Origin of the sequence: Tenacibaculum insulae, assembly GCF_964512435.1 — a bacterium.
Lineage (GTDB): Bacteria > Bacteroidota > Bacteroidia > Flavobacteriales > Flavobacteriaceae > Polaribacter > Polaribacter insulae_A.
In genome coordinates this window covers 2,169,110-2,193,672 of record NZ_OZ208512.1, presented here as the reverse complement: position 1 = coordinate 2,193,672, position 24,563 = coordinate 2,169,110, and the positions used below count along the sequence as shown (strand labels likewise).

At 28.4% G+C, this 24,563-nt stretch carries 24 protein-coding genes; 9 read left to right on the top strand and 15 right to left on the bottom strand.

The features are described 5' to 3' along the window. Window positions 1–6: 6 nt before the first annotated feature. The 3 genes from ACN5J5_RS10135 to ACN5J5_RS10125 are packed head-to-tail and all read right to left on the bottom strand — an operon-like array spanning window position 7 to window position 3,227. The gene (locus tag ACN5J5_RS10135) at window positions 7–525 is read right to left on the bottom strand and encodes a methyltransferase domain-containing protein (protein WP_418644790.1); all 519 of its coding nucleotides are present in this window, start codon (window positions 523–525) and stop codon (window positions 7–9) included. Window positions 526–543: 18 nt separating this feature from the next. Beyond that, window positions 544–2,943 (bottom strand): YfhO family protein, encoded by a 2,400-nt coding sequence (locus ACN5J5_RS10130; RefSeq protein WP_418644789.1) that lies wholly within the window; start codon window positions 2,941–2,943, stop codon window positions 544–546. A 2-nt stretch (window positions 2,944–2,945) separates the two neighbouring features. Continuing rightward, the gene (locus ACN5J5_RS10125; protein ID WP_418644788.1) at window positions 2,946–3,227 is read right to left on the bottom strand and encodes a DUF4834 family protein; all 282 of its coding nucleotides are present in this window, start codon (window positions 3,225–3,227) and stop codon (window positions 2,946–2,948) included. Window positions 3,228–3,364: 137 nt separating this feature from the next. Between ACN5J5_RS10125 and ACN5J5_RS10120 the strand changes: the two genes are divergently transcribed. The 7 genes from ACN5J5_RS10120 to ACN5J5_RS10090 all read left to right on the top strand — a co-directional run bounded on the left by ACN5J5_RS10120 (window position 3,365) and on the right by ACN5J5_RS10090 (window position 10,876). Then, on the top strand, window positions 3,365–4,759 hold the full coding sequence (locus tag ACN5J5_RS10120) for a transporter (protein WP_418644787.1): 1,395 nt from the start codon (window positions 3,365–3,367) through the stop codon (window positions 4,757–4,759). Between the two features lie 18 nt (window positions 4,760–4,777). Then, window positions 4,778–5,896 (top strand): GTP cyclohydrolase, encoded by a 1,119-nt coding sequence (locus tag ACN5J5_RS10115; protein ID WP_418644786.1) that lies wholly within the window; start codon window positions 4,778–4,780, stop codon window positions 5,894–5,896. Next, entirely contained in the window at window positions 5,896–6,606 is a 711-nt protein-coding gene (locus ACN5J5_RS10110) for a 16S rRNA (uracil(1498)-N(3))-methyltransferase (RefSeq protein ID WP_418644785.1), read from the top strand. Before ACN5J5_RS10115 ends, ACN5J5_RS10110 begins: the two co-directional genes overlap by 1 nt. Window positions 6,607–6,649: 43 nt before the next feature. Continuing rightward, entirely contained in the window at window positions 6,650–7,816 is a 1,167-nt protein-coding gene (locus ACN5J5_RS10105) for a helix-turn-helix domain-containing protein (protein WP_418644784.1), read from the top strand. 473 nt (window positions 7,817–8,289) lie between these two features. Further along, on the top strand, window positions 8,290–8,931 hold the full coding sequence (locus tag ACN5J5_RS10100) for a DUF4159 domain-containing protein (RefSeq protein WP_418644783.1): 642 nt from the start codon (window positions 8,290–8,292) through the stop codon (window positions 8,929–8,931). After that, entirely contained in the window at window positions 8,915–9,829 is a 915-nt protein-coding gene (locus ACN5J5_RS10095; protein ID WP_418644782.1) for a bile acid:sodium symporter family protein, read from the top strand. The genes ACN5J5_RS10100 and ACN5J5_RS10095 overlap by 17 nt, the downstream gene beginning before the upstream one ends. Continuing rightward, window positions 9,830–10,876 (top strand): lysophospholipid acyltransferase family protein, encoded by a 1,047-nt coding sequence (locus ACN5J5_RS10090; protein ID WP_418644781.1) that lies wholly within the window; start codon window positions 9,830–9,832, stop codon window positions 10,874–10,876. It abuts the gene before it with no gap. Here the strand turns inward: ACN5J5_RS10090 and ACN5J5_RS10085 are convergent. The 4 genes from ACN5J5_RS10085 to ACN5J5_RS10070 all read right to left on the bottom strand — a co-directional run bounded on the left by ACN5J5_RS10085 (window position 10,857) and on the right by ACN5J5_RS10070 (window position 16,080). Beyond that, window positions 10,857–13,781 (bottom strand): glycoside hydrolase family 3 N-terminal domain-containing protein, encoded by a 2,925-nt coding sequence (locus ACN5J5_RS10085; protein ID WP_418644780.1) that lies wholly within the window; start codon window positions 13,779–13,781, stop codon window positions 10,857–10,859. The two genes, ACN5J5_RS10090 and ACN5J5_RS10085, sit on opposite strands and share 20 nt — an antisense overlap. A 48-nt stretch (window positions 13,782–13,829) precedes the next feature. Further along, entirely contained in the window at window positions 13,830–14,315 is a 486-nt protein-coding gene (locus ACN5J5_RS10080; protein WP_418644779.1) for an ABC transporter ATPase, read from the bottom strand. Between the two features lie 69 nt (window positions 14,316–14,384). Then, window positions 14,385–15,212, bottom strand: a complete 828-nt coding sequence (locus ACN5J5_RS10075; protein ID WP_418644778.1) for an exonuclease domain-containing protein — start codon at window positions 15,210–15,212, stop codon at window positions 14,385–14,387. A 13-nt stretch (window positions 15,213–15,225) separates the two neighbouring features. Continuing rightward, the gene (locus tag ACN5J5_RS10070; protein WP_418644777.1) at window positions 15,226–16,080 is read right to left on the bottom strand and encodes a PPK2 family polyphosphate kinase; all 855 of its coding nucleotides are present in this window, start codon (window positions 16,078–16,080) and stop codon (window positions 15,226–15,228) included. A 143-nt stretch (window positions 16,081–16,223) separates the two neighbouring features. On the opposite strand from ACN5J5_RS10070, the gene ACN5J5_RS10065 reads away from it, so the two are divergent. Continuing rightward, a complete protein-coding gene (locus tag ACN5J5_RS10065) occupies window positions 16,224–16,736 on the top strand; it encodes a flavodoxin family protein (RefSeq protein WP_418644776.1) in 513 nt (170 codons plus the stop codon). An 89-nt stretch (window positions 16,737–16,825) separates the two neighbouring features. On the opposite strand, the gene ACN5J5_RS10060 is transcribed toward ACN5J5_RS10065, so the two are convergent. The 4 genes from ACN5J5_RS10060 to ACN5J5_RS10045 all read right to left on the bottom strand — a co-directional run bounded on the left by ACN5J5_RS10060 (window position 16,826) and on the right by ACN5J5_RS10045 (window position 19,322). After that, window positions 16,826–17,293: an AraC family transcriptional regulator gene (locus ACN5J5_RS10060; protein WP_418644775.1), complete on the bottom strand. Its 468-nt coding sequence runs from the start codon at window positions 17,291–17,293 to the stop codon at window positions 16,826–16,828. A gap of 61 nt (window positions 17,294–17,354) precedes the next feature. Continuing rightward, window positions 17,355–17,714 carry a hypothetical protein gene (locus ACN5J5_RS10055; protein ID WP_418644774.1) on the bottom strand — a complete coding sequence of 120 codons (360 nt, stop codon included), beginning with the start codon at window positions 17,712–17,714 and terminating at the stop codon, window positions 17,355–17,357. 1 nt (window position 17,715) lies between these two features. Beyond that, window positions 17,716–18,024 (bottom strand): hypothetical protein, encoded by a 309-nt coding sequence (locus tag ACN5J5_RS10050; RefSeq protein WP_418644773.1) that lies wholly within the window; start codon window positions 18,022–18,024, stop codon window positions 17,716–17,718. A 2-nt stretch (window positions 18,025–18,026) separates the two neighbouring features. Beyond that, window positions 18,027–19,322 (bottom strand): NAD(P)/FAD-dependent oxidoreductase, encoded by a 1,296-nt coding sequence (locus ACN5J5_RS10045; RefSeq protein ID WP_418644772.1) that lies wholly within the window; start codon window positions 19,320–19,322, stop codon window positions 18,027–18,029. A 108-nt stretch (window positions 19,323–19,430) separates the two neighbouring features. On the opposite strand from ACN5J5_RS10045, the gene ACN5J5_RS10040 reads away from it, so the two are divergent. Then, window positions 19,431–19,856, top strand: coding sequence for a hypothetical protein (locus tag ACN5J5_RS10040; RefSeq protein ID WP_418644771.1), 426 nt, complete (start codon window positions 19,431–19,433; stop codon window positions 19,854–19,856). A 2-nt stretch (window positions 19,857–19,858) separates the two neighbouring features. Here ACN5J5_RS10040 and ACN5J5_RS10035 read toward each other — a convergent pair whose 3' ends face one another. Genes ACN5J5_RS10035 through ACN5J5_RS10020 form a run of 4 tightly spaced genes read right to left on the bottom strand, consistent with a single transcriptional unit; the run spans window position 19,859 to window position 24,488 of the window. Further along, window positions 19,859–20,386 (bottom strand): hypothetical protein, encoded by a 528-nt coding sequence (locus tag ACN5J5_RS10035; protein ID WP_418644770.1) that lies wholly within the window; start codon window positions 20,384–20,386, stop codon window positions 19,859–19,861. After that, complete coding sequence (locus ACN5J5_RS10030; RefSeq protein WP_418644769.1) at window positions 20,386–20,808, bottom strand: secondary thiamine-phosphate synthase enzyme YjbQ; 423 nt, start codon at window positions 20,806–20,808, stop codon at window positions 20,386–20,388. Before ACN5J5_RS10030 ends, ACN5J5_RS10035 begins: the two co-directional genes overlap by 1 nt. Window positions 20,809–20,817: 9 nt before the next feature. Next, on the bottom strand, window positions 20,818–21,567 hold the full coding sequence (locus tag ACN5J5_RS10025; RefSeq protein WP_418644768.1) for a LytR/AlgR family response regulator transcription factor: 750 nt from the start codon (window positions 21,565–21,567) through the stop codon (window positions 20,818–20,820). Between the two features lie 2 nt (window positions 21,568–21,569). Beyond that, a complete protein-coding gene (locus tag ACN5J5_RS10020; protein ID WP_418644767.1) occupies window positions 21,570–24,488 on the bottom strand; it encodes a histidine kinase in 2,919 nt (972 codons plus the stop codon). Window positions 24,489–24,563 lie beyond the last annotated feature (75 nt).

The following is a 24,563-nucleotide window of genomic DNA, read 5'->3' as shown; positions in this document are numbered from 1 at the left end:
CAGCAATTACTTTCTTTCTGCGTAAACCGCATAATATCTCGGTGTAAATTTCCTTAAAATGGGTCTAAAACCTATTTTATTAACAGGACTTGTCCATTTTTCTGATTCAACAATATTCCAGTCCGATTTTTCTAACAACCAATCAAATTGCCAATCTTCAAACTCATGATAATGCCTATCCCAAACATCAGTTTTACTTCTGTAGGCTTTTGCAAACCATAAATTTAAAGGTACCGTTGTAATTAACTTGGTACTTTTAATTGCTTTTAAAATATTTAAAGGTGCTAACATGTGTTCGAAAATTTCAAACGATGTAACGGCATCAACTTTATGTTCTTTTACAATATCAGTAACAAAATCTAAATCTTCACCTTGTGTATTTATCACTGTATATCCATGAGTTTCCATAATTTCTGTAAACCTATTTCGGGTTCCTAAATCTAAAACTGTAGCTGGTGCAGGTAATACTTTTTGTAAAAATTCAATAGTATGTTGATACCTTTTTTGAGGGTAATATGTATTCATTAAATGATATTTTTACGCTTAATTATTTATTTTTTTCTTTTTAACCACAAACCAACCTATCGGAATTAACAATAACAAAGCATACGAAAACAACGTAATTGCATTTCCTGTTTGTATAACTTTTGGTTCGTATTTAAAAATAATTTCATGTGTACCTTTTGGTATTTCCATACCTCTAAGCACATAATTTACACGATAGTGAGGTGTTTTTTGTCCGTCTATATAAGCATTCCATCCATCTTTATAATAAATTTCTGAAAATACCGCAAACTGATTTTCTTGTGTATTTGTTTTATAAACTATATCCGTAATATTATTTTTTATTAAAGAAATGGTTGCTGTTGAATCATTTACAAATGTGTTTACCGAATTTTTATACTCTTTTAAGTTTAAAACAGCTTCTTTTTTAGTATTTAAACTATCTAAAGCTATAATTTCTTTATTGGCAGAATCCACAATTTTTAAGCGATTAACAAACCAAGAATTTCCATTAACATCGGTATTTTCTTGAAACTTATCTTCACCAACAAGAACGTATTTTACATTTAACATGTTTAAAACTTCCATGTTGTTTTTTGCAATTTGATAATCAAATAATTCTTGATAACGTTTCATTTTTGCCGCATGATAACCACCTATTGAATTATGAAAATAAGAGGTTCTACCATCTTGCATCGGATTTCCTCCAAAATTTGCAACACGATAATAACTTTTATCTGCTAATATTTCTTTGTCAGCTTTGGTTGCTGTAAACGGTTTAAAAACCTTTCTTTTAGAAGTAAAATCTTCTTTATTTACGTAATTTATATCAACAGAAACTAAGTCGAAAAGAATTAAACTTCCTAAAGCAATTAAAACCGGCACTTCTTTTAGTTTTCCTTTTAGATAAAGCCACAATAATGCAGCAGTACCTAAAACTAATAAAAATGAACGAATACTATCGTTAAACTGCATTGTTTTTCTGTCTGAAATTAACGCATCAATCAATTCTGGTAATTGTTGATATTGTGCATCTCGTAATCCTTCAAAAGCAAATAAACTCGACCCGAAAATGGCAAACAATAATGTAATTCCGCCTAAAACATAAAAAGCCTTTTTTAACGCAGCTTCTTTTACTTCGGATGAATTTTTAGATGAGAAAAACTCTTTTAATGCGATAATTCCTAATAAAGGCACACATAATTCGGCAATTACTTGAATAGATGAAACCGCTCTAAATTTGTTATATAATGGCACATAATCAATAAAAAAGTTTGTTAATACTGATAAATTTTTCCCCCAACTTAACATTATCGAAAAAATAGTTGCTGCAACTAACCAGTTTCTTAAACGTCCTTTCACTAAAAAAACTCCTAAAAAGAATAAGAAACATAAAATAGCTCCAATATATGCAGGTGCTTCAACAATTGGTTGTGTTCCCCAATACGTTAAAACTTGGCTCGAATAATCTTTAGCGACACTTTTACCTGCGTTTTGTTCTAAAACTTGATAAAAGTTAGAATCTTCGCCTAATTTCTCAACCGTTCCGCCACCCATAAAACGCGGAATTATTAAATTAAAGGTTTCTGCAACTCCGTAACTATATTCGGTAATATATGCTTTATCTAATCCTGTTGATTTTTCTTTTGGTGATCCATCAGGATTAATAGTTAATTCTGATTTTCCTCGTGTACTAAAATCACCATATTCTTTCATCGATAATAATCGGGTGGAATTTACGCCCAAACCAATGCACATTGCTGCCACTAAAACAATCGCTTGTTTAGCAAAAACGGGTAACGTTTTGGTTTTTAAAGCTTCTAAAAACTCTACAATTGCCAATATCAACAAACAAAAACCTAAATAATAGGTCATTTGCGGGTGATTTGAATATACTTCTAAAGCCATTGCCAAGGCAGTAATTACAAAGCCGACTAGGTATTTTTTTCTAAAAACATATAAAACTCCAGCAATTACCATAGGCATATAACCAATTGCATGGGCTTTTGCATTATGACCTGCACCAAAAATAATGATTAAATAAGTTGAAAACCCAAAGGATAAACTTCCTAAAATGGCAAGTTTCCAATCTACTTTTAAAGCGGTTAGCAACAAGAAAAATCCGAAGAAATATAAAAATAAATAATCTGCTGGTCTTGGTAAAAAACGAATTGCTTTGTCAATATATCGCACAAAATCATTCGGATAATACGCACTTACCTGATATGCTGGCATACCACTAAAGGCATTTCCTAGCCAATAAGGTTCCGCTCCGTTTACAGCCCTATAGTCTTTAACTTGTTTCGACATTCCTATAAACTGAATAATATCGCTTTGTTTTATTTGTTTACCGCTTAAAACTGGATTAAAATACAATAACGATATGATTGCAAAAACAACAACTGTAATTGCATATGGTATAATTTTCTTATAATTCATAGTTAGTCTATTTCTTCAAAATCAACATACTCTCCTACCGTATTATTGCTTTGTTTTGTGTCTTGTGGTTTTTTATCAACTACGGTTTTTCCTTCTTCAACTGTAGCTTCTTTTTGTTGATTGTTGTATTGTTGTTCGGCTTTCTTTTGAACTTTATCTACCGCTTTTTTTAATAAATAAGGTGCAAATAGTTTTATCAGAAATTTAAGCACGTAATAAATTAATCCAATTATTAATAGGGTTCTTAAAAAATTCATAGGTCCAGCTTCATTTATATGTATCATCTTAACTTTTAATAAAAAATTAATCAAAAATAACAATTTGAAGCAAAAGGAAGCGTTAAGACTTTACAAAACTTATATTATATAGTAATTTGTATTTTGTGTATGTTTGTAGTAATTGTATAAATTGATTTTATAACATGATTAAAAAACTTTTTTTGTTTATTGCTTTATGCTCAACTTTGGTTGTAAATGCCCAATACACAACGGTTATAAACTCAAATCGCCCAGGTTTTTCTGAAAGCCCTTATAGTGTTGGCTCTGGTATATATCAGTTTGAAAGTAGTTTGTTTTTTAGAAAATCTGGTGCAACTCCTACTTTTAGCAACCCACAAGCTTTAGGTTTAAATCTTTTATTTAGAACTAGTTTTTTTTCTGAAAAATTAGAATTCAATGCAAATACAACTTTTCAGAACGATAAAATTGCCTTTAAAAACGTTTTTGAATCATCAAACACTAAAACAGGATTAAGTAAATTTTCGTTAGGTGCCAAATATTTAGTTTACACTCCAAAATACGATAACAAAAAAGAAGAAATAAGAAGTTGGCGCGCAAGACATTCTTTTGATTATAAAAGATGGATACCGCATGTTGGTGTATATGCTGGTGTAAATTTTGGTAGTATTTTAACCGATTATCACGAAAAAGGAGGCATAACTACTAAAGTTGGTGTTTTACTTCAAAATGAAATTTCTGACAAACTACATGTAATCACCAATTTATATTACGATTATATTGGTAGTGATTTTTCTGAATTTTCATATATTTTAACTGGTACTTATAATTTTAATGATTATTGGTCTGGTTTTGCTGAGTTACAAGGAACTTTTGAAAAATATGAAAAGAAAAGCAACATTGGTGTGGGTGCTGCTTATTTATTTAGCGAAAACTTACAATTTAACGCAACGCTTAGAGGTACTTTACAACAAAAAGAAGTAGGTGTTTACACAGGTATTGGTGTTTCTTATAGATTAAACAGGCATCAAGACGATTTTCTTGAAGTTGATGAATTTGGTAATAAAATTGAAGAGCAAAAAATAACTAAATACACCGAAAATAAAGGCTTTTTTGGTCGTTTGTTCGATAAGATAACAGGTGTCTTTAAAAAGAAAGATAAACATACTGTTACTGTAAAAGATGGTGAAAAAGAAGAAAAAATAACCATTGAAAAACCAAGAAGGGAACGCCCAAAATCATTAGTTGACGTTATTATAAAAGAAGATAAAAAAGAAAAGAAAAAAACAACAAAAGCTGAAAAGAAAGCTGCCAAAAAAGCAAAAAAGAAAGCTGAAAAAGACGCTAAAAACAAAGAAAAAGAGCGTTTAAAACTTGAAAAAAACATCAAGAAAGAAGAAGAAAAAGAAGCTAAACGTAAGGAAAAAGAACGTTTAAAACTTGAGAAAGACATAAAGAAAGAGCAAGAAAAAGAAGCTAAGCGTAAAGAAGAAGAACGTTTAAAACTCGAAAAAGAAATAAAAAAACTAGAAGAAGATTTAAAAAAGGAAGAGGAAAAAGAAAAGAAGAAGGACAATTAAAAATCTTACATTTGCTGTATGATTACAATTAAAGAAATAACATCAAAAAAGGAAATAAAACAATTTGTTAAATTTCCTTTTTCTCTTTATAAAAACAATAAATATTGGGTTCCTCCAATAATTAGCGACGAAATAGCTGTTTTTGACAAAAACAAAAACCCTGTTTTTGAACATGCCAAAGCACAATTTTTTATCGCTTTAAAAAATAAAAAAATTGTAGGAAGAGTTATTGCAATTATCAACACCTACGAAGTAGAAAAACAAAACATTAAAAAAATACGTTTTGGTTGGTTTGATGTAATTGATGATGTAAAAGTAACCGAAGCTTTGCTTGATAAAGTTAAAGAAATAGGTCGTAAAAATAATTTAGAATATATTGAAGGACCTGTAGGATTTAATAACTTAGATAAAACAGGTGTACTTGTTGATGGTTTTGACCATATTGGTACTATGATTACCTGGTACAACCACCCTTATTACTATAAACATTTAGAGCAACTAGGTTATAAAAAAGAGAAAGAATATTTAGAAAATAAATTTCTTTTTAAAAATGTAGATGCTGTAAAATACGGAAAAGCAAGTAACATAATTCAAAGGCGATATGGATTAAAACCATTAGATTTTACTTCTACAAAAAAAATAATGCCTTATGTTGATGAAATGTTTGAATTGTTTAGCAAATCTTACTCAAAACTTTCAACTTTTGTTCCTATTTCTGATGCTCAAATAAAACACTTTAAAGAAAAATACATCAGCTTTATCAATCCTGAATACATCAAATTTGTAGTTGATAAAAATGACAAACTTGTTGCCTTTGCAATTGTAATGCCTTCTTTTTCTAAAGCTTTACAAAAAGCAAAAGGGAAACTTTTTCCGTTTGGTCTTTTTCATTTGTTAAACGCAAGGAAAAACTCAAAAGATGTTACTTTTTATTTAATAGGTGTAGATCCAGAATATCAAAACAAAGGCGTTTTTGCTATTATTTTTAAACAATATTGTAATACTTTTTCTGTAAAAGGAATCGAAAATTGTATTCGAACTCCTGAGTTGGAAGACAATCATGCCATTCATAAAATATGGAAAGATTTTAACCCAACTACACATAAAAGAAGAAGAACTTATAAACTCGATTTATAATGCAGTTATTTTTTAACCCCAATATTACTACCGAAACCCAACAAATAACTTTCGATAAAGAAGAAAGCAGGCATATTGTTCGTGTTTTACGAAAAAAAGAAGGCGATACATTGTACATTACCAATGGTAAAGGTTTTTTATTTTTTGTTGAAATATTAATTGCCAATGATAAAAAATGCCTTGCAAACGTTGTTAAAAAAGAAGAAAAACCAAATAATCGAAATTATTATTTACACGTAGCCATTGCCCCAACTAAAAACAATGATCGTTTAGAATGGTTTTTAGAAAAAGCTACCGAAATTGGTATTGATGAAATAACTCCAATTATTTGCGATAACTCTGAAAGGAAAGTAATTAAAATAGAACGATTATCTAAAATAGTACAATCTGCCATGAAGCAATCATTACAGTTTACACTGCCAAAACTTAATGATTCTATAAAATTTTCAGATTTTATACAACAAGATTTTACCGAAGAAACTTTTATAGCACATTGTGAAGAAAATACAGAAAAGAAATTCTTACAAAATGTTGCTACAAAAAAAGGAAAACAACTTATTTTAATAGGTCCTGAAGGTGATTTTTCATCAAAAGAAATCGAAAAATCTTTAAAAGCCAATTTTAGCCCAATTTCATTAGGTAAAAATAGACTTCGTACCGAAACTGCCGGATTAAATGTAGTACAAAGCATTGCTTTTTTAAATCAATAATTCATTTTTTTGTATATTTAGCTTTGATATAAAATCATCGCTATTGAATACTACCGACTTATTTAACCTTTTTTTAATTGTTAGTGCATTACACGGATTTACACTTAGTATTATTCTTTTTTGTTCAAAAAACGGAAGAGAAAAAAGCATGCTTTTTTTAAATCTCTTAATACTCGCTATTTCATTAAACAACATACAATCTTGGGCTTTAGAAAGGTCGCTATTTCAATATAAATTTGTTTTAGATTATTTACAAATTCCTTGGCATTTTTTAGCCATGCCATTTTTGTATATGTTTTTAATCCACTATTTAAATCTGCATAAAAAGTTCTATAATATTTTAAAAATAATAATTCCGTTATTTTTAATAATCATTATCACACAAATAATTTTTGTGTATAGTAAACGTAATTTAACATCTCAAGAAAATTTAAATTACATCTACGAACGATACACTTCTTTTGAAGAGTTATTTAGCTTATTTGTTTCATTAAGTATCTTTATCTATTCATTTTACACCTTATATAAAAAAGAAAATCTATTTACTAAAATAGTTTCTTTTGATAATTTAAAATGGATTCATACTTTTTTTAAACTCACCGCAATAGGCTATGTTTTATGGATACTTGCTTTAGTTATTAAAGTAAAAATGAATTTTACAGGTTTTTTATTTTCTTATTATCCACTTAGAATTTATACCACTTTATTAATTTATTGGTTAGGTGTACAAGGATTAAAACAAATAAGAATTTTAAAAGAACGTAAAAAAATAAGAGAATCACTTTTTTTAGATTTAGATGATGATTTAAACGTTGAAACGATTAAGTTAAGTTCAGAAGACACTTCATCAGAAAAACATAAAGAACAATTTGTAGAAATAAATAATTTTATTAATAAAAATAAAAAATACCTTTTACCAAAATACACCTTACAAAATTTATCTAAAGACACAGAGTTGGGTTCTAGTACACTTTCTTTAATAATTAATAATATTGCTGGAAAATCTTTTACCGATTATTTAAATGAAAAAAGAGTTGAACAAGCTAAAAAATTATTACTCGACGCAGATTACTCAAATTATACGATAACTTCTATAGGACTCGAATCTGGTTTTAACTCTAAATCTACATTTTATACAGTGTTTAAAAAACAATCTGGACACACTCCTGTTCAATTTAAAAAGCTACAATTATTGCAACCCAAAACATAAGACTACTTAAAATTACAGTTCGAAATCACCCAATTTGGACGATTCCGAACTGCAGAATTAGAAATAAAAACTATATTTACCTTATAATTGTTACAATTAATAAAATTGAAAATTTTTGAAGGGGTTTTCTTTTTAATAGTTATAACAAACAAAAAAATTAAGATTTATCTTAATAATGAAGAAGAATATGAGCACTGATAGAAATATTAGTGCTTTTTATATGCAAAAAAGTGTCGTTCATGCGTTTTTATCACCCAAACAATAAAATATTTTTAGCTATTTGGATGATTTCGAACTCAACTTTTTTAAAAGACTTATATATTTGGTATCGGAAATTATGTTAATGTATATAAAACAAGGGGAGTTTTAAAAAAAACATATAATTTCTTTTTAAGGGGAAAGAAAACACCAATATTTTTATTGGTGTTTTTTATTGTTCTTTTATTATATTGCTTCAATATTAGCACACCTTAATGAAAAAAATTATTTTCTTCTTATTTCTTTTAAATTATACCATTGTTTCTTCTCAAGAAATAGCTGTCTTAAATTATGGCGGTGGTGGCGACTGGTATGCCAATCCTACTGCTTTACCCAATTTAATTAAATTTAGTAACAGGTTTACCAATACAGCTATTAACACCAAAATTAAAACAGTTAGTTTAAAAGATGAAACCATTAATAATTACCCTATGGTATTTATAACTGGTCATGGAAATGTTTTTTTTACAGAAAGCGAAATTATAATACTGCGAAACTATCTAATATCGGGTGGTTTTTTACATATTTCTGATAATTACGGTTTGGATAAATATATTAGAAGAGAATTAAAAAAGTTATTCCCAAAATCAAACTTACAAGAGTTACCAAATAATCACCCTATTTATCATCAAACTTTTTCTTTTCCTAAAGGACTTCCTAAAATACATGAGCATGATAAAAAAAGAGCTCAAGGTTTTGGTTTATTTCACAAAGGTCGCTTAGTGGTTTTTTACGATTATGAAAGCGATTTAAATGACGGATGGGAAGACTCTGAAATACACAACAATCCTAAAAAAACTAGAGAAAAAGCTCTAAAAATGGGATCAAACATTATAGAATATGCCTTTAAATATTAATGAATTACCTATTGACAGTATCAAAATAAATTTTGACACTAGTGGTTTGTGGATTTTAAATATAGCAATTGCTATTATAATGTTTGGGGTTTCATTAGGAATAACTATTAATGATTTTAAACGTCTTTTAAAAAACCCTAAAATTCTTTTTGTAGGTGTTTTGTCTCAATTTATATTACTACCTGCGGCTACTTTTTTAATAATACTAATTTTAAATCCACACCCTAGTTTTGCTTTAGGTATGATGATGATTGCTGCTTGTCCTGGCGGAAATGTTTCTAACTTTTTTAGTAAAATGGCTGGTGGTAATGCTGCTTTATCGGTAAGTTTAACTGCTTTTGCAACCCTTATTTGTATTGTTATGACTCCTGTTAACTTACACTTTTGGGGAAGTTTATACGAGCCAACAAGTGCTATTTTAAAAACCGTAGAGTTAAATCCTTTTGAACTTTTTAAACTCGTTTCTTTAATACTTGGAATCCCTTTAATTATCGGAATGCTAATAAAACATTATCATTCAGTAATGGCAAAAAAAATAGAAAAAGTACTAAAACCTCTTTCTATGACTGTATTTATTATTTTAATCGCCATTGCTTTTTCTCAAAACTTAACCGTTTTTACAAATTATATTCACCTTGTATTATTTTTAGTAATATTCCATAATATATTTGCTTATATCTTAGGTTTTTTAACTGCTAAAATTTTTGGATTAAATAAAGCTGACTCTAAAACAATTGCCATTGAAACTGGAATTCAGAATGGTGGATTAGGTTTGTTATTAATTTTTGGATTTTTTGAAGGCTTAGGTGGTATGGCTTTATTAGCTGCTTTTTGGGGAATTTGGGATATTTTTTCAGGAATGATTCTAGCAACTTATTGGGGACGAAAAAAACAATAAATGAAAACAATTTTATATAACCTTTTTAAAATTTTTATTAAAACTGGATTGTTTTTTTACACAAAAAAAACAATCGTTTTAGGTGCCGAAAATATTCCTAAAAACGAAGCTGTTCTTTTTACTGCAAATCATCCTAATGGCTTAATTGACCCTTTATTTATAGCTACTCACATTAAAAGAAAAACACATTTTTTAGTTCGAGCTGCAGTTTTTAAAAAAGCCATTTTAGCTAAATTCTTTGATTTATTAGGAATGATGCCTATATATCGCATCAGAGATGGGATAAAACAATTACCTAAAAATGAAGCTATTTTTAATCAATGTCAAAACATATTAAAAAACAACAAAACCTTGTTAATTTTCCCTGAAGGAAGCCATTGTAAAGACAGAACTATTAGACCTTTAAGTAAAGGTTTTACAAGGATTGTTTTTGGTACTTTAGACAATTATCCAACTACAAAAATTCATATTATTCCTATTGGTATTACCTACCAAAACGCTTCTAGTTATCCATCAAAAGTTGTTTTAAATTTTGGAAAACCTATTTTAGCAAATAACTATTACGATAAAAATAATCTGCCACAATCAGCAAACAAAATAAAAGAATTAGTTGCAAATCAATTAGAAGAATTAAGTGTTCATATTAAAAACGATGATGCCTATAAATCTATTTTACAAAAATTAAATAATGCTCAAGTAGATTTTACTAAAGTAGCTACTATAAATGCTATTATTAAAAATTCAGAGTTTCCTAAACAAAAAAAGCGTAGTAAAAACTACGCCTCTTTTTTATATTACATTTTAATTATAAACAGTGTTATTCCGTTTATAATCTGGAAATTGTTACGTAAAAAAGTAACAGAAATTGAATTTATTGATACTTTTAGATTTGGTGTAAATATTGTGCTTATTCCTTTGTTTTACTTATTACAAAGTTTTGTTCTAAAGTTATTTTATGGATGGAAAATTGCTTGTTTGTATCTTATTTTCTCTCTTTGTGTTATTCTTTTTTACACTAAATTAAGTACTACTCCGACATCAAGATAGCGTTTTGAATATCTTCTTGAATTTTAGTTCGTATATTACTTCTAATTAAACCTCTATTTCTCATTGTAGGATATATTCTGTTTGATAAAAACACATATACAATATCTGTTGCAGGATCTGCCCAAGTGTAAGTACCCGTAAAACCGCTATGTCCAAAACTTTTATCAGAAACACAACCACAAGTTGCTTTTACCTTTGGATTTAACTGTGGCTTATCAAAACCTAAACCTCTTCGTACTTTTTTATTTTCATAATAGCGTTGATTAAACTTTTGTACAGTTTCTGCTTTTAAATATTGCTTTCCTCCGTAAAAACCTTGCTGTAAATACATTTGCATAATTTTACCTACATCATTTGCATTTGAAAACAACCCTGCATGACCTCCAACTCCACCTAACATAGCCGCTCCCATGTCATGCACATAGCCATGTACTAATTGATTTCTGTAATAATTATCTTTTTCAGTAGGCACAATTACCGATTTACCAAATTTATTAAGTGGTAAATAAGTCGTTCTATTTGCTCCTAACGAACTGTAAAACTGATCTTCAACTAACTTATTTAAAGGCTTTTTATATTTTTTTTCTAAAATTTCTTTAAACATATAATACCCTAAATCACTATACTTATAACCTACTCTCTTTCGCTGCTCTGCATCAACAATATGTTGGTATATAGAATCTTTATAACTTTTATTTAAATATAAGTTATTAGCAACTTTTATATTAAACTTTCCTGTTCGTTTTTTTCTATAATATTTTACTGAATTTTTTCCTGTCTCCTCATCTTTAGTACTCAAGTAAAAAGGAATCCAAGAACGTAATCTTCCGTAATGAGACAACACTTCTTTTAACAATAAAGTATCTTTATTAGAATCTTTATATCGAGGTAAAACATCACCTAAGCTAGAAAATAAGCTAATTTTTTTATCCTCTTCTGCTTTCATTATCATTGGTAAAGATGCTAGTATTTTAGTTAAAGAGGCTAAATCGTAAATATCGGATTTTTTTACAGCTCTTTTTTTTGATAAAGTATGATATCCAAAGCTTTTATTATAAATTACTTTTCCGTTTTTAGCTACAAATATTTGACCGCCAGGTGCCATTTTTTCTTTTAAAATAGTATCAATTCTTTTATCAATGATTGATAATTTTTCTGATGAAACTCCTGCTTCTTCTGGAATTGTATATTGTAAAACTTTGGTTCCTTTTACAAAACTACCGGTTCCTTCTTTAAAATTTTCTTTTATAGATACTGGCAACTTCCCATTTAAATCAAAAGCGCCAAATAAAGCTTGTGCTGATAATTCTTGTGATAAAAGACTGTTTTGATACGACACTACAAGCCCTTCAATATTTTCAAACGATTTTACTTGTAATAAACTATACGGACTCGTAAAAACATCTAGAATTACTTTTTTATCTCTAGCTATTTCTTGTAACCAAACTAAGTTTTTGTTTGAAAACTTATACCCTTTCCATGGATTTTTATTCGATTTATGAAACCCAATAATAACCAAATTGTATTTTACCAACTTTTGCTTTAATACACTTAAATGTTTATCAGAAACAACATCAATATTTGTATAATTTTTTAACATCTTAACAAAAGAACTTCCTTTGTCATCGCCTAAATGAACGTATGCTATTTTTTTGTTTTTTAAATCGGTAATTGGTAAAATTCCTTCTTGATTTTTAACAACAGTAATTGATTTTTTTATCAATTTTCGATGTAAAACCTCATCATTAGGTGAATTAAGATCTTTTGATAAGTTTTTTAACTTAATAGACTTATAATTATAAAGACCAACTAAATACTTTGCTTTTAATATTTTTTTTACTGAATAATCTAAACGAGCTTCAGTTAATTTACCATCTGCTAAAGCCTTTTTTAGTAACCTTACTGATCCTGGAACATCTTGCGGAATTAGTAAAATATCATTTCCTGCTAAAACTGCTGCAACATCAATTTGTGCGGGAGTTGAATAATTTGCAGCTCCTTTCATATTTAATCCATCCGTAATAATCAACCCTTTAAAGCCTAATTTTTCTTGCAATAAAGTTGTTACTACATTTTTAGATAATGACGATGGTAATTTTGGATTTGGTTCTAAAAACGGAATACTTAAATGTGCTGTCATTACACTTGCAACTCCTTTTTTAAACATTTTTTTATACGGATATAATTCAACCGAATCTAAACGCTGTTCGTTAAAACTAACTGTTGGTAAAGTATGATGTGAATCTGCTGCGGTATCTCCATGACCAGGAAAATGTTTTGCATTTGCTAACACTCCTACACTTTGCATTCCTTTAGTAAAGGCGATTGCTTTTTCGGTTACATTTTCTTTATTTTCTCCAAAAGAACGATTTCCTATAATCGGATTTTTTGGGTTTGTATTAATATCTACAACTGGCGCAAAGTTTATATGAATTCCAACTCTTTTACAATGTTCACCAATTCTTTTTCCCGTTGCTTCTAAAAGTTGATTGTCTTTAATTGCCCCCAATGTCATGTTCCAAGGAAAACGATAGGTGTTTTTTAAACGCATGTCTAATCCCCACTCACCATCAAAACCAACCAATAAAGGAACTTTAGCTGTTTCTTGATATTTATTATTTAAAACTACCTGCTTTTCAGGAGTTCCTTGCATAAAAATAATGTTACCAACATGATATTTGGTAAGCATATTTTTTATAAAATTTTCATGCTTTTTATCTTTATTAGAGTAAGCTTGTATCATAAATAACTGTCCGATTTTTTCATCAATCGACATAGAGTTCATAATACTATCTACCCAAACAGCTTGTTTATCGGCATCTTTAGCCAATAACGGATCCGTTTGCTGTGCTTGTAGTATTTGTACTAGTACTAAGGCTAGTATTAAAAATATCTTTTTCTTCATTTTATCTCTTTCTTTTGCAAAAAACTATATTGTAATTAAAATCAATAGTTATACCAAAAAGCGTTTGTGCCAACTTTTATCGGCGGTTACTTCCCAGTTGTTATCAAAGTCTTCTTTAGTATTTATCATATTGTTAAACACAATTGTTTTTGAAGTTATTTTTTGCTCTTTTGCAAACTGCTGAAAATCTGGAAGTTTTACAGTATTAATATTTTCACCATCTTTAAAAGAAACGTTCATTTTGTTCATTAAATCTAAATTTAACTCCTTTTCTAGTTCTTTAACAAAACGTACAGAAGCATCAATAGAACAACCTGAAACATTGTTAAAACTTTCATCTACTGCTAATGCTAAAAACTGATTGTACTTAATGGTAAATGATCCTTTTAAATCATCTCCATGTCGTGTCCAACTATCAATAAAAAGAATCGCTTTTGCGCAAATATATTCAACTTCTTCTATTGTAAATTCTCTATCTGCTTGATAAACCCAAACTCTAGAATTGTTTGGTAAATTTGTATATTCTGTAAACATTATTACTGTTTTTTATAGTCTCTAAATTAACAATTATTACTGCTACTTTTCTTAAACCGATGTTAAAGATTATCTTAAATTAAATTTTTGTTGTAGGGCAGCTAACTTCTCTTTGTCTGTCATTTTCTTTTTAGGTGCTGCCATACGTTCTTTAATTTCGCGTAATACTTTTTTGGTGTATAATGGAAAATCAGCATTCTGAATCCAAGCATTGTATCCTGGATTTTCTTTAAACACCTCCTCTACTGTTCTTCCCTTATATTTTCCGAAAGAAAAAATTTCTTTATCATCATCATTCATCAAAATAAAACCTGCAAAATCGGCTCTTTTACCGTGTGTTGAATAATCACTTAAAGCATCAACTGTGTTTTCAATATCATCATATTTATCTAATTGTGCTAATAAGATTTCGTAAGTTGCATTGGTATCTGCTTCTGCTCCATGTGCACCTACCAATTCTTTTCCGCAATAAAACTGGTAACCAGCACTTAACGTACGTTGCTCTTTTTTATGAAAAATTACCTGTACATCTATCGCTTTACGATTTTTCATATCAAAATCGATTCCTGCACGCATTAATTCTTCCGCTAAAAGCGGGATATCAAATCGGTTAGAATTAAAACCTGCCAAATCACAACCTGTAATCATTTCATTTATGCTTAGCGCCAATTCTTTAAAAGTAGGTTCGTTGGCTACTTTTTCGTTGGTAATTCCATGAATTTCTGATGATTCTTTTGGTATTTCAACTTCTGGATTTACCAACCATGTTTTACTTTCTTTATTTCCGTTCGGAAACACTTTTAATATTGATATTTCTACAACTCTATCTTTTGCTATATTAATTCCGGTTGTTTCTAAATCGAAAAATATAATTGGTTTTGTTAAGTTTAATTCCATCTTTTTTTGGCAATTATTCGTTATTTAACTGAGCTTTAAACTCATCTATTTTATCTAAATCTTTTTGTGCTAAAGCTGGTTTTTTAAAACCATACTTTTTTAATTCTTCGCTAATTGTTTTACCTACAATATATCTTGCAGTTGGCTTATCATCCGCAGGTATTATATACCAAGGTGCGTAATAAGTTGCTGTTCTGCTTAACAAATCTTCGTAACATTTTTGATATTTATCCCAAAGGTTACGCTCTTTTAAATCTCCCGAAGAAAATTTCCAGTTTTTATCAGCAATATTTAAACGACGTAGTAATCTATTTTTTTGTTCGTCTTTTGATACGTTTAAAAAGAACTTTAAAATAATAGTTCCGCTATCAGATAAATGTTTTTCAAACTGATTGATTCTATCCATTCTGGTGTGGTAAAAATCATCATTTAAATCATCTAAAGTTTTTATTGTGGGAATATTTTCACCTAAAATATATTCAGGATGCACTCTGGTAACCAACACGTTTTCGTAATGCGTTCTATTAAAAACACCAATTTTTCCTTTAGCAGGCAAAGCAATGTAATGACGCCATAAAAAATCGTGCTGTAACTCTAACTCTGTTGGCACTTTAAAACTATGCACTACCACTCCACGCGCATTTACATCTTTAAAAACCTCTCTTATTAAGCTATCTTTACCTGAAGTATCCATGCCTTGTATGCAAATTAACATACTATATTTACCTTCGGCATACATCGTATCTTGTAATTTACTAATCTCTTTTCGCTCTTTTTTAAGCTTCTTTTTAGCGTTTTCATCAACTTGTTTGGTTTCGAAATCGCTTAAGGTTACTTCTTGCGAAAATTTATAGGCATCAATATTCATTTACGTGGCTTATTTATAGTATAAAAATACAAAAAATATCTCCTTTTACGATTGATTTTTCCTTGGGATTTATCAATTTTTACAATCAAAGATTAAATCTGTTTTTAATTTAATTTCTGAAATTTAGCATCAAAATAAAAAATATGATACATAAAACTGTAATTATACAAGGAAGCGCAAAAAGTAACGGTAACACAAGTACGATTATCGAATATTTAAATAAAAATAACGATTTTGATATTATTGATTTAAAAACTAAAAATATTGGGTATTTCGAATACGATTTTAGCAATGCCAACGACGATTTTATTCCGTTAATGGAAACTATTGCAAAGAAATACGACACTATTATTTTTGCTACGCCAGTTTATTGGTATAACATGAGCGGAATTTTAAAAACTTTTTTTGATAGAATGTCTGACTTACTACACTATAAAAAGGATTTAGGTAGGCTAATGCGAGGTAAAAATATGGCGATGATTAGCAACTCGGGCGAAAATGATTTAAAAACTGGCTTTACCATGCCATTTATAGAAAGCGCAAATTATTTAGGCATGAATTATTTAGGAGACACTCATACTTGGTTTACAAGTGATGGCAAAGAAATTCATCCGGAAGCTAAAAAAAACATGGATGCTTTTAGTACATTGTTTTAACTTAAAAACAACAATTTAAATTTATTTCAGACACTTATAAGTACTACTTTTTACACAATGAGTTTCTGAAATAAATTTATACTAATTTTTTATTCAACAGGAATACAAATATCTACAATACATTTTTTCTCTGGATGTTCCTCTGGATTGTTATAATAAATACCAAACGGATCTTGAGGTCCTTTTTTATAACCATGTTCATTCATCCAAATAAAGCTATTTTCCCAAGCTTTTTCAAATTCTTCTGTAACAATTTCAAAACGCGCAACTACACATTTTGTTGCTGGTAAGGTTCGTAATTGTACTTCTTCTGATGGATTTACGCTTGTTTCGAGCGTCATACAAGCACTTATTCTTACCTTATCTGGCGCTGTTATTTTTGGGCTATCGTGATAAATTGTTACCATACGTAAATTTTCTTGCTGCATTAATCCTTTAGGAAAAGCCCATTGCATTAATTTACCGTACGTATTACCAATTAAATTTATATTTCCTTGATGATTAATATAAGCTAATTGTAATTCAGGCATTGTTTTAACAACCGTATTTTCGTTCATTATTTATCAATTTAACGTTTAATTACACTGTAAAGTTACTAATTAAAATTTAGTCGTTTTCTTATTTTATTTTTTCGTTTTTTTGAAGAAAATAAAAGATAAATCCGCTTATAAAATATAAAATCACATCTATTATATCCGCAGTATATCGTAGATTAATTTTAGGTAAAACATATTCGTATAAAAATCCGTAAGCACAACAAATATATACGATTACCCAAACAGGTATTTGATAATTTTCATCATTTTTACTCCACCTTAAAACAAATAAACTACTTATTAATAATATCGGAATTATTAAAAAATCATTCAAATAAAACTGAACAACCTTAGGAAGTTTCATTGCTGATTTTTGAGCCAAATAAACAACTGACCCTAATAGTATTGAAAAAACATAATAAATTTGTATTGTTTTTTTCATTTTATCCCGCAGCTACCATGGTAATAAACCAAGCCAATGCACCACCAATTATACTAACAACTAAAAAAGCTGAATACAAAATCCAACCTATAATTTTATACAAAAAAAATGGGTGCTTTTTTAAACGCTCTGCTAAATTTGGATTTTCTATTTTATGTATCGCCTTGGCTACTTCTGCATTTTTAAAAGCTTCTTTTTTTAAAGCTCTTTTTTTTTCGTGAGAAATTAAGGTATTACAATTTTCACAATACTCTTTATTGGTATTAAACAATCCGCAATTAGGGCATTTTATATTTTTAGTAATACTCATTTTTACGATTTAAAACTGTGTTTATTCTTATTTTTATAAGGACGAATAATTAACCTTGTTTCTCTATCAAAACGAATGTAATTGTACACCCAGTTCATAAACACAATTACTTTATTTCTATAACCTATTAAAGAAAACAAGTGTACAAACATCCACACAAACCAAGCAAAAACGCCTTGAAATTTTAATTTAGGTAAATCTACCACCGCTTTATTTCTACCAATGGTAGCCATCGCTCCTTTATCATTATACTTAAAAGGTTTTTGTTTTTTTCCTTTAAAATTTGCTAACATATTTTTAGCCAACAATATTCCTTGCTGAATGGCAGGTTGCGCCATCATTGGATGTCCAAATTTATATTTTTCGGTTTCCATACACGCTACATCACCAATAGCGTATATATTTTTGTAACCTATTACTTTATTATATACATCAACTTTAAACCTATTTGCTCTTTCAACCAAACATTCTTGTTCCAATCCATTTACAAACTCACCTTTTACACCAGCCGCCCAAATTACTGTTTCTGCGGTAAAATTATCATTCCCATTTGTGGTTACGGTTGTTCCGTCATAATCTAAAACACGAAGATCTTTCCAAACATCAACACCTAATTTTATTAAAAAATCTTCTGCTTTTTCTGATGCTTTTTTACTCATTCCTTTTAACAACTCTCCTGAACTTTGAATTAAGTTTATTTTCATCTGACGGATGTCTAAATCAGGATAATCTTTTGGTAAAATTCCTTTTTTCATTTCTGCCAAAGCACCCGCTAACTCCACTCCTGTTGGTCCGCCGCCAACAATTACAAAATTCATTAAAGCTCTTCGCTTTTCTAAATTTGTTTCTAACAAAGCTTCTTCAAAATTTTCTAACACCAAACTTCTAATATTTAATGCTTGCGGAACCGATTTCATTTCCATCGCATATTTTTGAATATTGGTATTCCCAAAAAAATTGGTTGTTGACCCGGTTGCAATAATCAACTCATCATACTCTAAATCGCCAATACTGGTTTTTAAAATATTTTTTTTAGCATCTATATTGGTTACTTCTGCCAAACGGAAAAAGAAATTTTCTACATCGTTAAAACGTTTACGTAACGGAAAAGCAATACTATCTGGCTCTAAGCCGCCAGTAGCAACTTGATATAATAATGGCTGAAATGTATGATAGTTATGTTTATCGATTAAAACAACTTGAAGTTCTTGTTTTTCTAACCCTCTTGCGGCTGCTAACCCAGCAAATCCTCCTCCAATAATTACAATTCTTGGAAAGCTTGTTTGAGGTATATTCATTTTAAACGATTTTGTTTCAGATTAGCAAATTTAACGAAAAGTTGAGTTTTATTCTTTAAATTTGCACGCAACTTAACAAAAGTAATCTCTTAATAAAAACACACTATTATGTTTAATTTTTTTAAAAAGAAAAAAGTAAAAAATTTAGTTATTAAATGCGATACTGATGTTATTTTTATTGATGAAAAACCTATTATATTTCCTACCAATTACGATACTTTAATTACCGCTTTAGGTAAACCTGATAGAGAACTTACTAAAAGTAATAATTATATTTTTTGGGATAATTATGGTGTTTTTTGTGGTTACACCGATAAAAACAATATTTTATCTATTAACGTGTACCAAAACAAAAAAGATAAAAGCGAATACAATACTCAAAAGCAATTTACAGGACAATTATTTTTAAATGATGAAGAAATTACCAATAGTGAATTTGGTAAAATTGCTTTAGGTAAAATTGCTATTCAAAGGCTTGGTAGCGAAAATGAAATTCGTTTTGGATTTAGCCTAGGTGTTAATAGTGTTTATTAAAACTACAATTCTCTTTTTAATTGCTGAATTGTTTTGTTTGTAGTTATTAAATTATTGATTAATTGTTGGCGTAGCACCTCAATATCACCTTCAAAATAAGTTGCCCATTTATACTCTTTAAATAAGGTTTGAATTTGCTTTAACCGTTGATGCGCAAACTCTGAAGTCATTAAAAAACAAGCTCTATTTTCTTCTTTTTTAATTCGTTTAATTTTAGCTTGTTTTAATAAAAAATCTACTTTTATATAAAACGCTTTTTCTGAATTATTTAACGGATAAAAATCATTCCAATTTGCAAAGCCAACATAATAATTTTGATTTTTGTAATCTTCAATATTTTTAATTTTCCAACGACAATTTGCTACACGTCCCCAATGGTTTGAATACCTATAAACCCCTTCGTCTGTATAAAAATATAAGCTACCCGATTTACTTTGATAATGTGCTGATTTATTTTTAAAAAAATCTATTGACCGAGATTCAAATTCGCAATAGGTATATTTAAAAAAATTGAATTTATGATACTTCATTAAACGCCAAATATGCTAATTACAATTATTCTGTTTCCTCCGTAATTTCTATGCTCACCTAAATAAACACCTTGCCAAATTCCTAAGTTTAATTTTCCGTTAGTTATTGGTATTTGCACTTGGCAACCCAACATAGAGCTTTTTATGTGTGCAGGCATATCATCTGCTCCTTCATAATCGTGTTTATAATAGGGCATATTTTCAGGAATCATTTTATTAATATGCGATTCAAAATCTAATCGAACCGTTGGATCAGCATTTTCATTAATTGTTAAACTTGCCGAGGTATGTTTTATAAATGCTTGAAATTGTCCTGTTTTAATACTCTTTATTTCAGGTATTTCAGCAACTAAAATATCAGTAATTAAATGATAACCTCTAGTAAATACTGGTAATTGAATTTCTTTTTGATAAAATTGCATTTTGCAAATCTAAAACACTTCTTTTATAATTTTTAAAAATTCTTGCTTTTTTGTTTTTGAAATAGGGATCGTTGTTTGATTTCGCATCAGTAAAAAATCGCCATCTTTTTTCACAAACTTTTCTAAGTAATGAAGGTTTATTAAAAATGACCTATGGCACCTAAAAAATAAATTATTATTATGAAGTTGATTTTCAAAGTAAACTAATGGTTTACATATTAGTTGTTTTTCCTTATTCGCTAAATACACTTTTGTATACATTCCATCTGCTTCTAAATATAAAATGTCTTCATGCGAAACAAAAATAATTTCTCCCGGTACTTCTAAAGCTATTTTATGTGACGATAATGATTGAATTGCTTTTTTTAACTCAGAAAATTGTGCGTTTACTTTCTTTTGATTAATATTTATTTTAGCTTTATTTATAGCTACTCGTAACTCTTCTCTATCAATAGGTTTTACCAAATAATCTATTGCCGATAATTTTAATGCTTCTAAGGCGTATTGTTGATATGCTGTTGTAAAAATTAATTGAAACTCTATAGGCTCTGAAATAAAATCTAATATTTCTAAACCAGAGTATTCAGGCATTTCAATATCTAAAAAAACAATATCAGGATTATTTTCACGGATTGATTTTACTCCGTTTACCAAGTTATTTGCTGTAATAACACTATTTATTTCAGGAAAAAACTCAGTAAGCATTGTCTTCATTACACTACGTGCTTTTGTTTCATCATCAATAATTAAAGCTTTCATTATTAAATTCTTTTTATTTTTAGTGTTACTATTGTTCCTGTGGCATTATTATATTCATCTTCTTTATCAGTAAAATGTACTAAAATATCAAATAACTTTTCTTTTTTATACAAAGCAACTCGCTCATGAGTAGCATTTACTGCAAAAGATTTATGCCTTTGTCTTTTTTTATTAATTTCTGATGATTTTTTTCGCCCAACACCATCATCTTCAATAGTTATAATTAAAGTATTACTTAAATCTTTTTTAACTAAAATAAATAAACTCCCTTGATCTTTTTTATGAACGAGTCCATGTTTTATCGCATTTTCTACAAATGGCTGTAAAAACAATGGAGGAACTTCAAATTTTTCTGTATTAATTTTTTTATCTACTAAAAAATTTACTTTAAATTTATTCTCAAATCGTAATTGTTCTAAAGCTATATATATTTCTAACGAGTTAAGTTCTTCTTTAAGTGATATTAGATTAACTCTACTATGGTTTAAATACATTCTTATTAAACGAGAAAACTTAACTAAATAATCACTTGCCAAATATTTTTCATTCTTCATTACATAATCTTGAATAGCTCCTAAAGAATTAAAAATAAAATGAGGATTCATTTGTGAGCGCAAGTTTTCTAATCTTAACTTACTTATTCTACTATCTAAAATTACTTTTTCTAATTCTCGTTCTCCTTCTTCCTCTTTCCATTTTAATTTAACTTGGTAATATATTATTACTCCTAAAACAGCTATTAAAAATACTATTATAATAAACCACCAGTTTTTCCAAAAAGGTTTTTGTACAATTATTTTAACACCTTTACTTTGTTTTCCAATACTACCATCTAAACTTTTGGTTCTAATTAAAAACTCGTATTTTCCTGATGGAATTTCAATATATCTTACCACATCATCATTCAACTCAGATGTTTGCCACATTGTATTAAAACCTAAAAGTTTATACTGAAAAACATTCTTAGCACTAGCTTTAAAACCATTAGCACTAAAATTAAACGTAATATCATTAGTTTTATATGGCAACTTATATTTTGACTTTATTTCTTGTTCAATTCCACCAATTTTAACGTTACTTATGTAAGCTAACGGGGCTAAATCTAGTTGTTTTAACTCTGAAATAGCGGTATTTACCGAACATAAGAAATTATTACCTGGTATCCATAAATAACCGTTTTGTATTACGGGAGATTTAAACTTTAAAGTGCTTTTATCTGTTAAATTGATTGTTTTTATTAGCTGCTTATCTGTATCGTATCTTTGTATCCCTTTTTCTGTTACAATCCATAAAAAATTACCTTCCCCTAAAATTCCTTTTATCTGAGATTTTAATAATCCATTTGAAAACGTTATGCTATCAGTAATTTTTCCTGTTGCTAACTTTAAAATTTTATTTCTTGCTGTTGCCCATATTTCACCATTAGTAGTTTGAGTATATTCTGAAAAAATAATCGGTTTATTTTGATAATTCACAGGAATTGCTTCTAATTTTTTATTATAAATTACTGCTCCATCAATATAAGTTACATAAATAAGTTTATTTTTTAAATCGTAATGAGTGCTTATTGGTCTTTTATTTTCTAAAACTGTATATTTATTATTCTTTTTAGAAAGGTGGGTATAAATAACAGCATGACGGTATGATAAATACACCAACGAATCTTTGTTTATTTGTGCAAAACCTTTTGCGGTTGTAAATTGCTCTCCTAGATTAATAATTTTTAGCTTTTTTAAATCATAAATATAGCTACTGGTTCCGTTGGTACTTATGTATGCTCTTTGAAGTGTTTTATTGTATTTAATTCTATTTACGGGGCGTTGGTTAGTTAACTTTATAATTTTATGACTGTTATTTTGCACATCATAATCAATTAAATTACCATTTTGAGTACCTAATAATAAACGGTCTTTATCTATAATTTCAATTGAAATAATATCTTCGTTTACTCCTAAAAAACTTTTTTTTGTTATCTCTAAATTTGGCACAACAAAAACACCATTTTGAAGTGTGGTAAGCCAATAGTTATTTTCATTATCCTTTAAAACATCAGTTATATGATAATCTTTAAAAATTTGTCTAGTACTATCAGCTTTTTCATTATCAAAAGTTATAAAAATACCTTTTGATGTTAGCATCCAATTTTCTTTAAACTTTTTAGTGTTATAAACTTGAGCTTTTTTAAGGGCTTTAGGTAACTTAACTCTATTAATTTTTCGAGTATGTATGTTAATTGAAAATTCCTTAAATTCTTCTTTATCTACTTTTACAACAACATCATTAAACCATTGAAACATTTGAAATTTTCCCTCATCTAAACAGTTCTTTTCTATATCAAAGTTTATTTTTTTAAAAATAGGCTTTCCTTCTTCTTCATAAACTTGCGTTATCGTATTAGTTTCTTTTAAGTTGTAATAAAAAAAACCATTCTTTGTTTTTACAAATTTAGAAACATGCGCATTTAAGTTTTTTTTAATTGATGCTGTTTTTTTATCTACCTGATAGCTATTTCTTTGTGATATAAAAAAAACATCATTTTTCATCACTATTAAATGCGCATAAGTTCCTTTTAGCTCATTAGAAAAATCTTTGAATAACTGTAACTCTTTATTTACAACTTTATAAATATGCCCTGAAATAGTTGAGCACCAAATTTGCCCTTCATTATCTATTTGTAAATTAAAAATACCTTTTGTGGTAGCAATCGTTTTTTTTGCTTGTCGAAACTTTTTACCGTTGTAATAAAACAATCCTTGTTCGCCTCCAACCCAAACTAGGTTATCTTTATCTTGTATAATATTATAATTTGCTAAAGACACTAATCCATCATCAGATGTAAATTGTGTATAAAAAGGTTCTTGCGAAAATATATTTTCAACAAAAAATGAAATGATAATTAGTATATAAAACGTTTTTTTCACAAATTTAATATTACAATAAAAAGGTGGTTATGCAATAATACGCAAAACACCACCTTTTACAACGATTCTTAATTT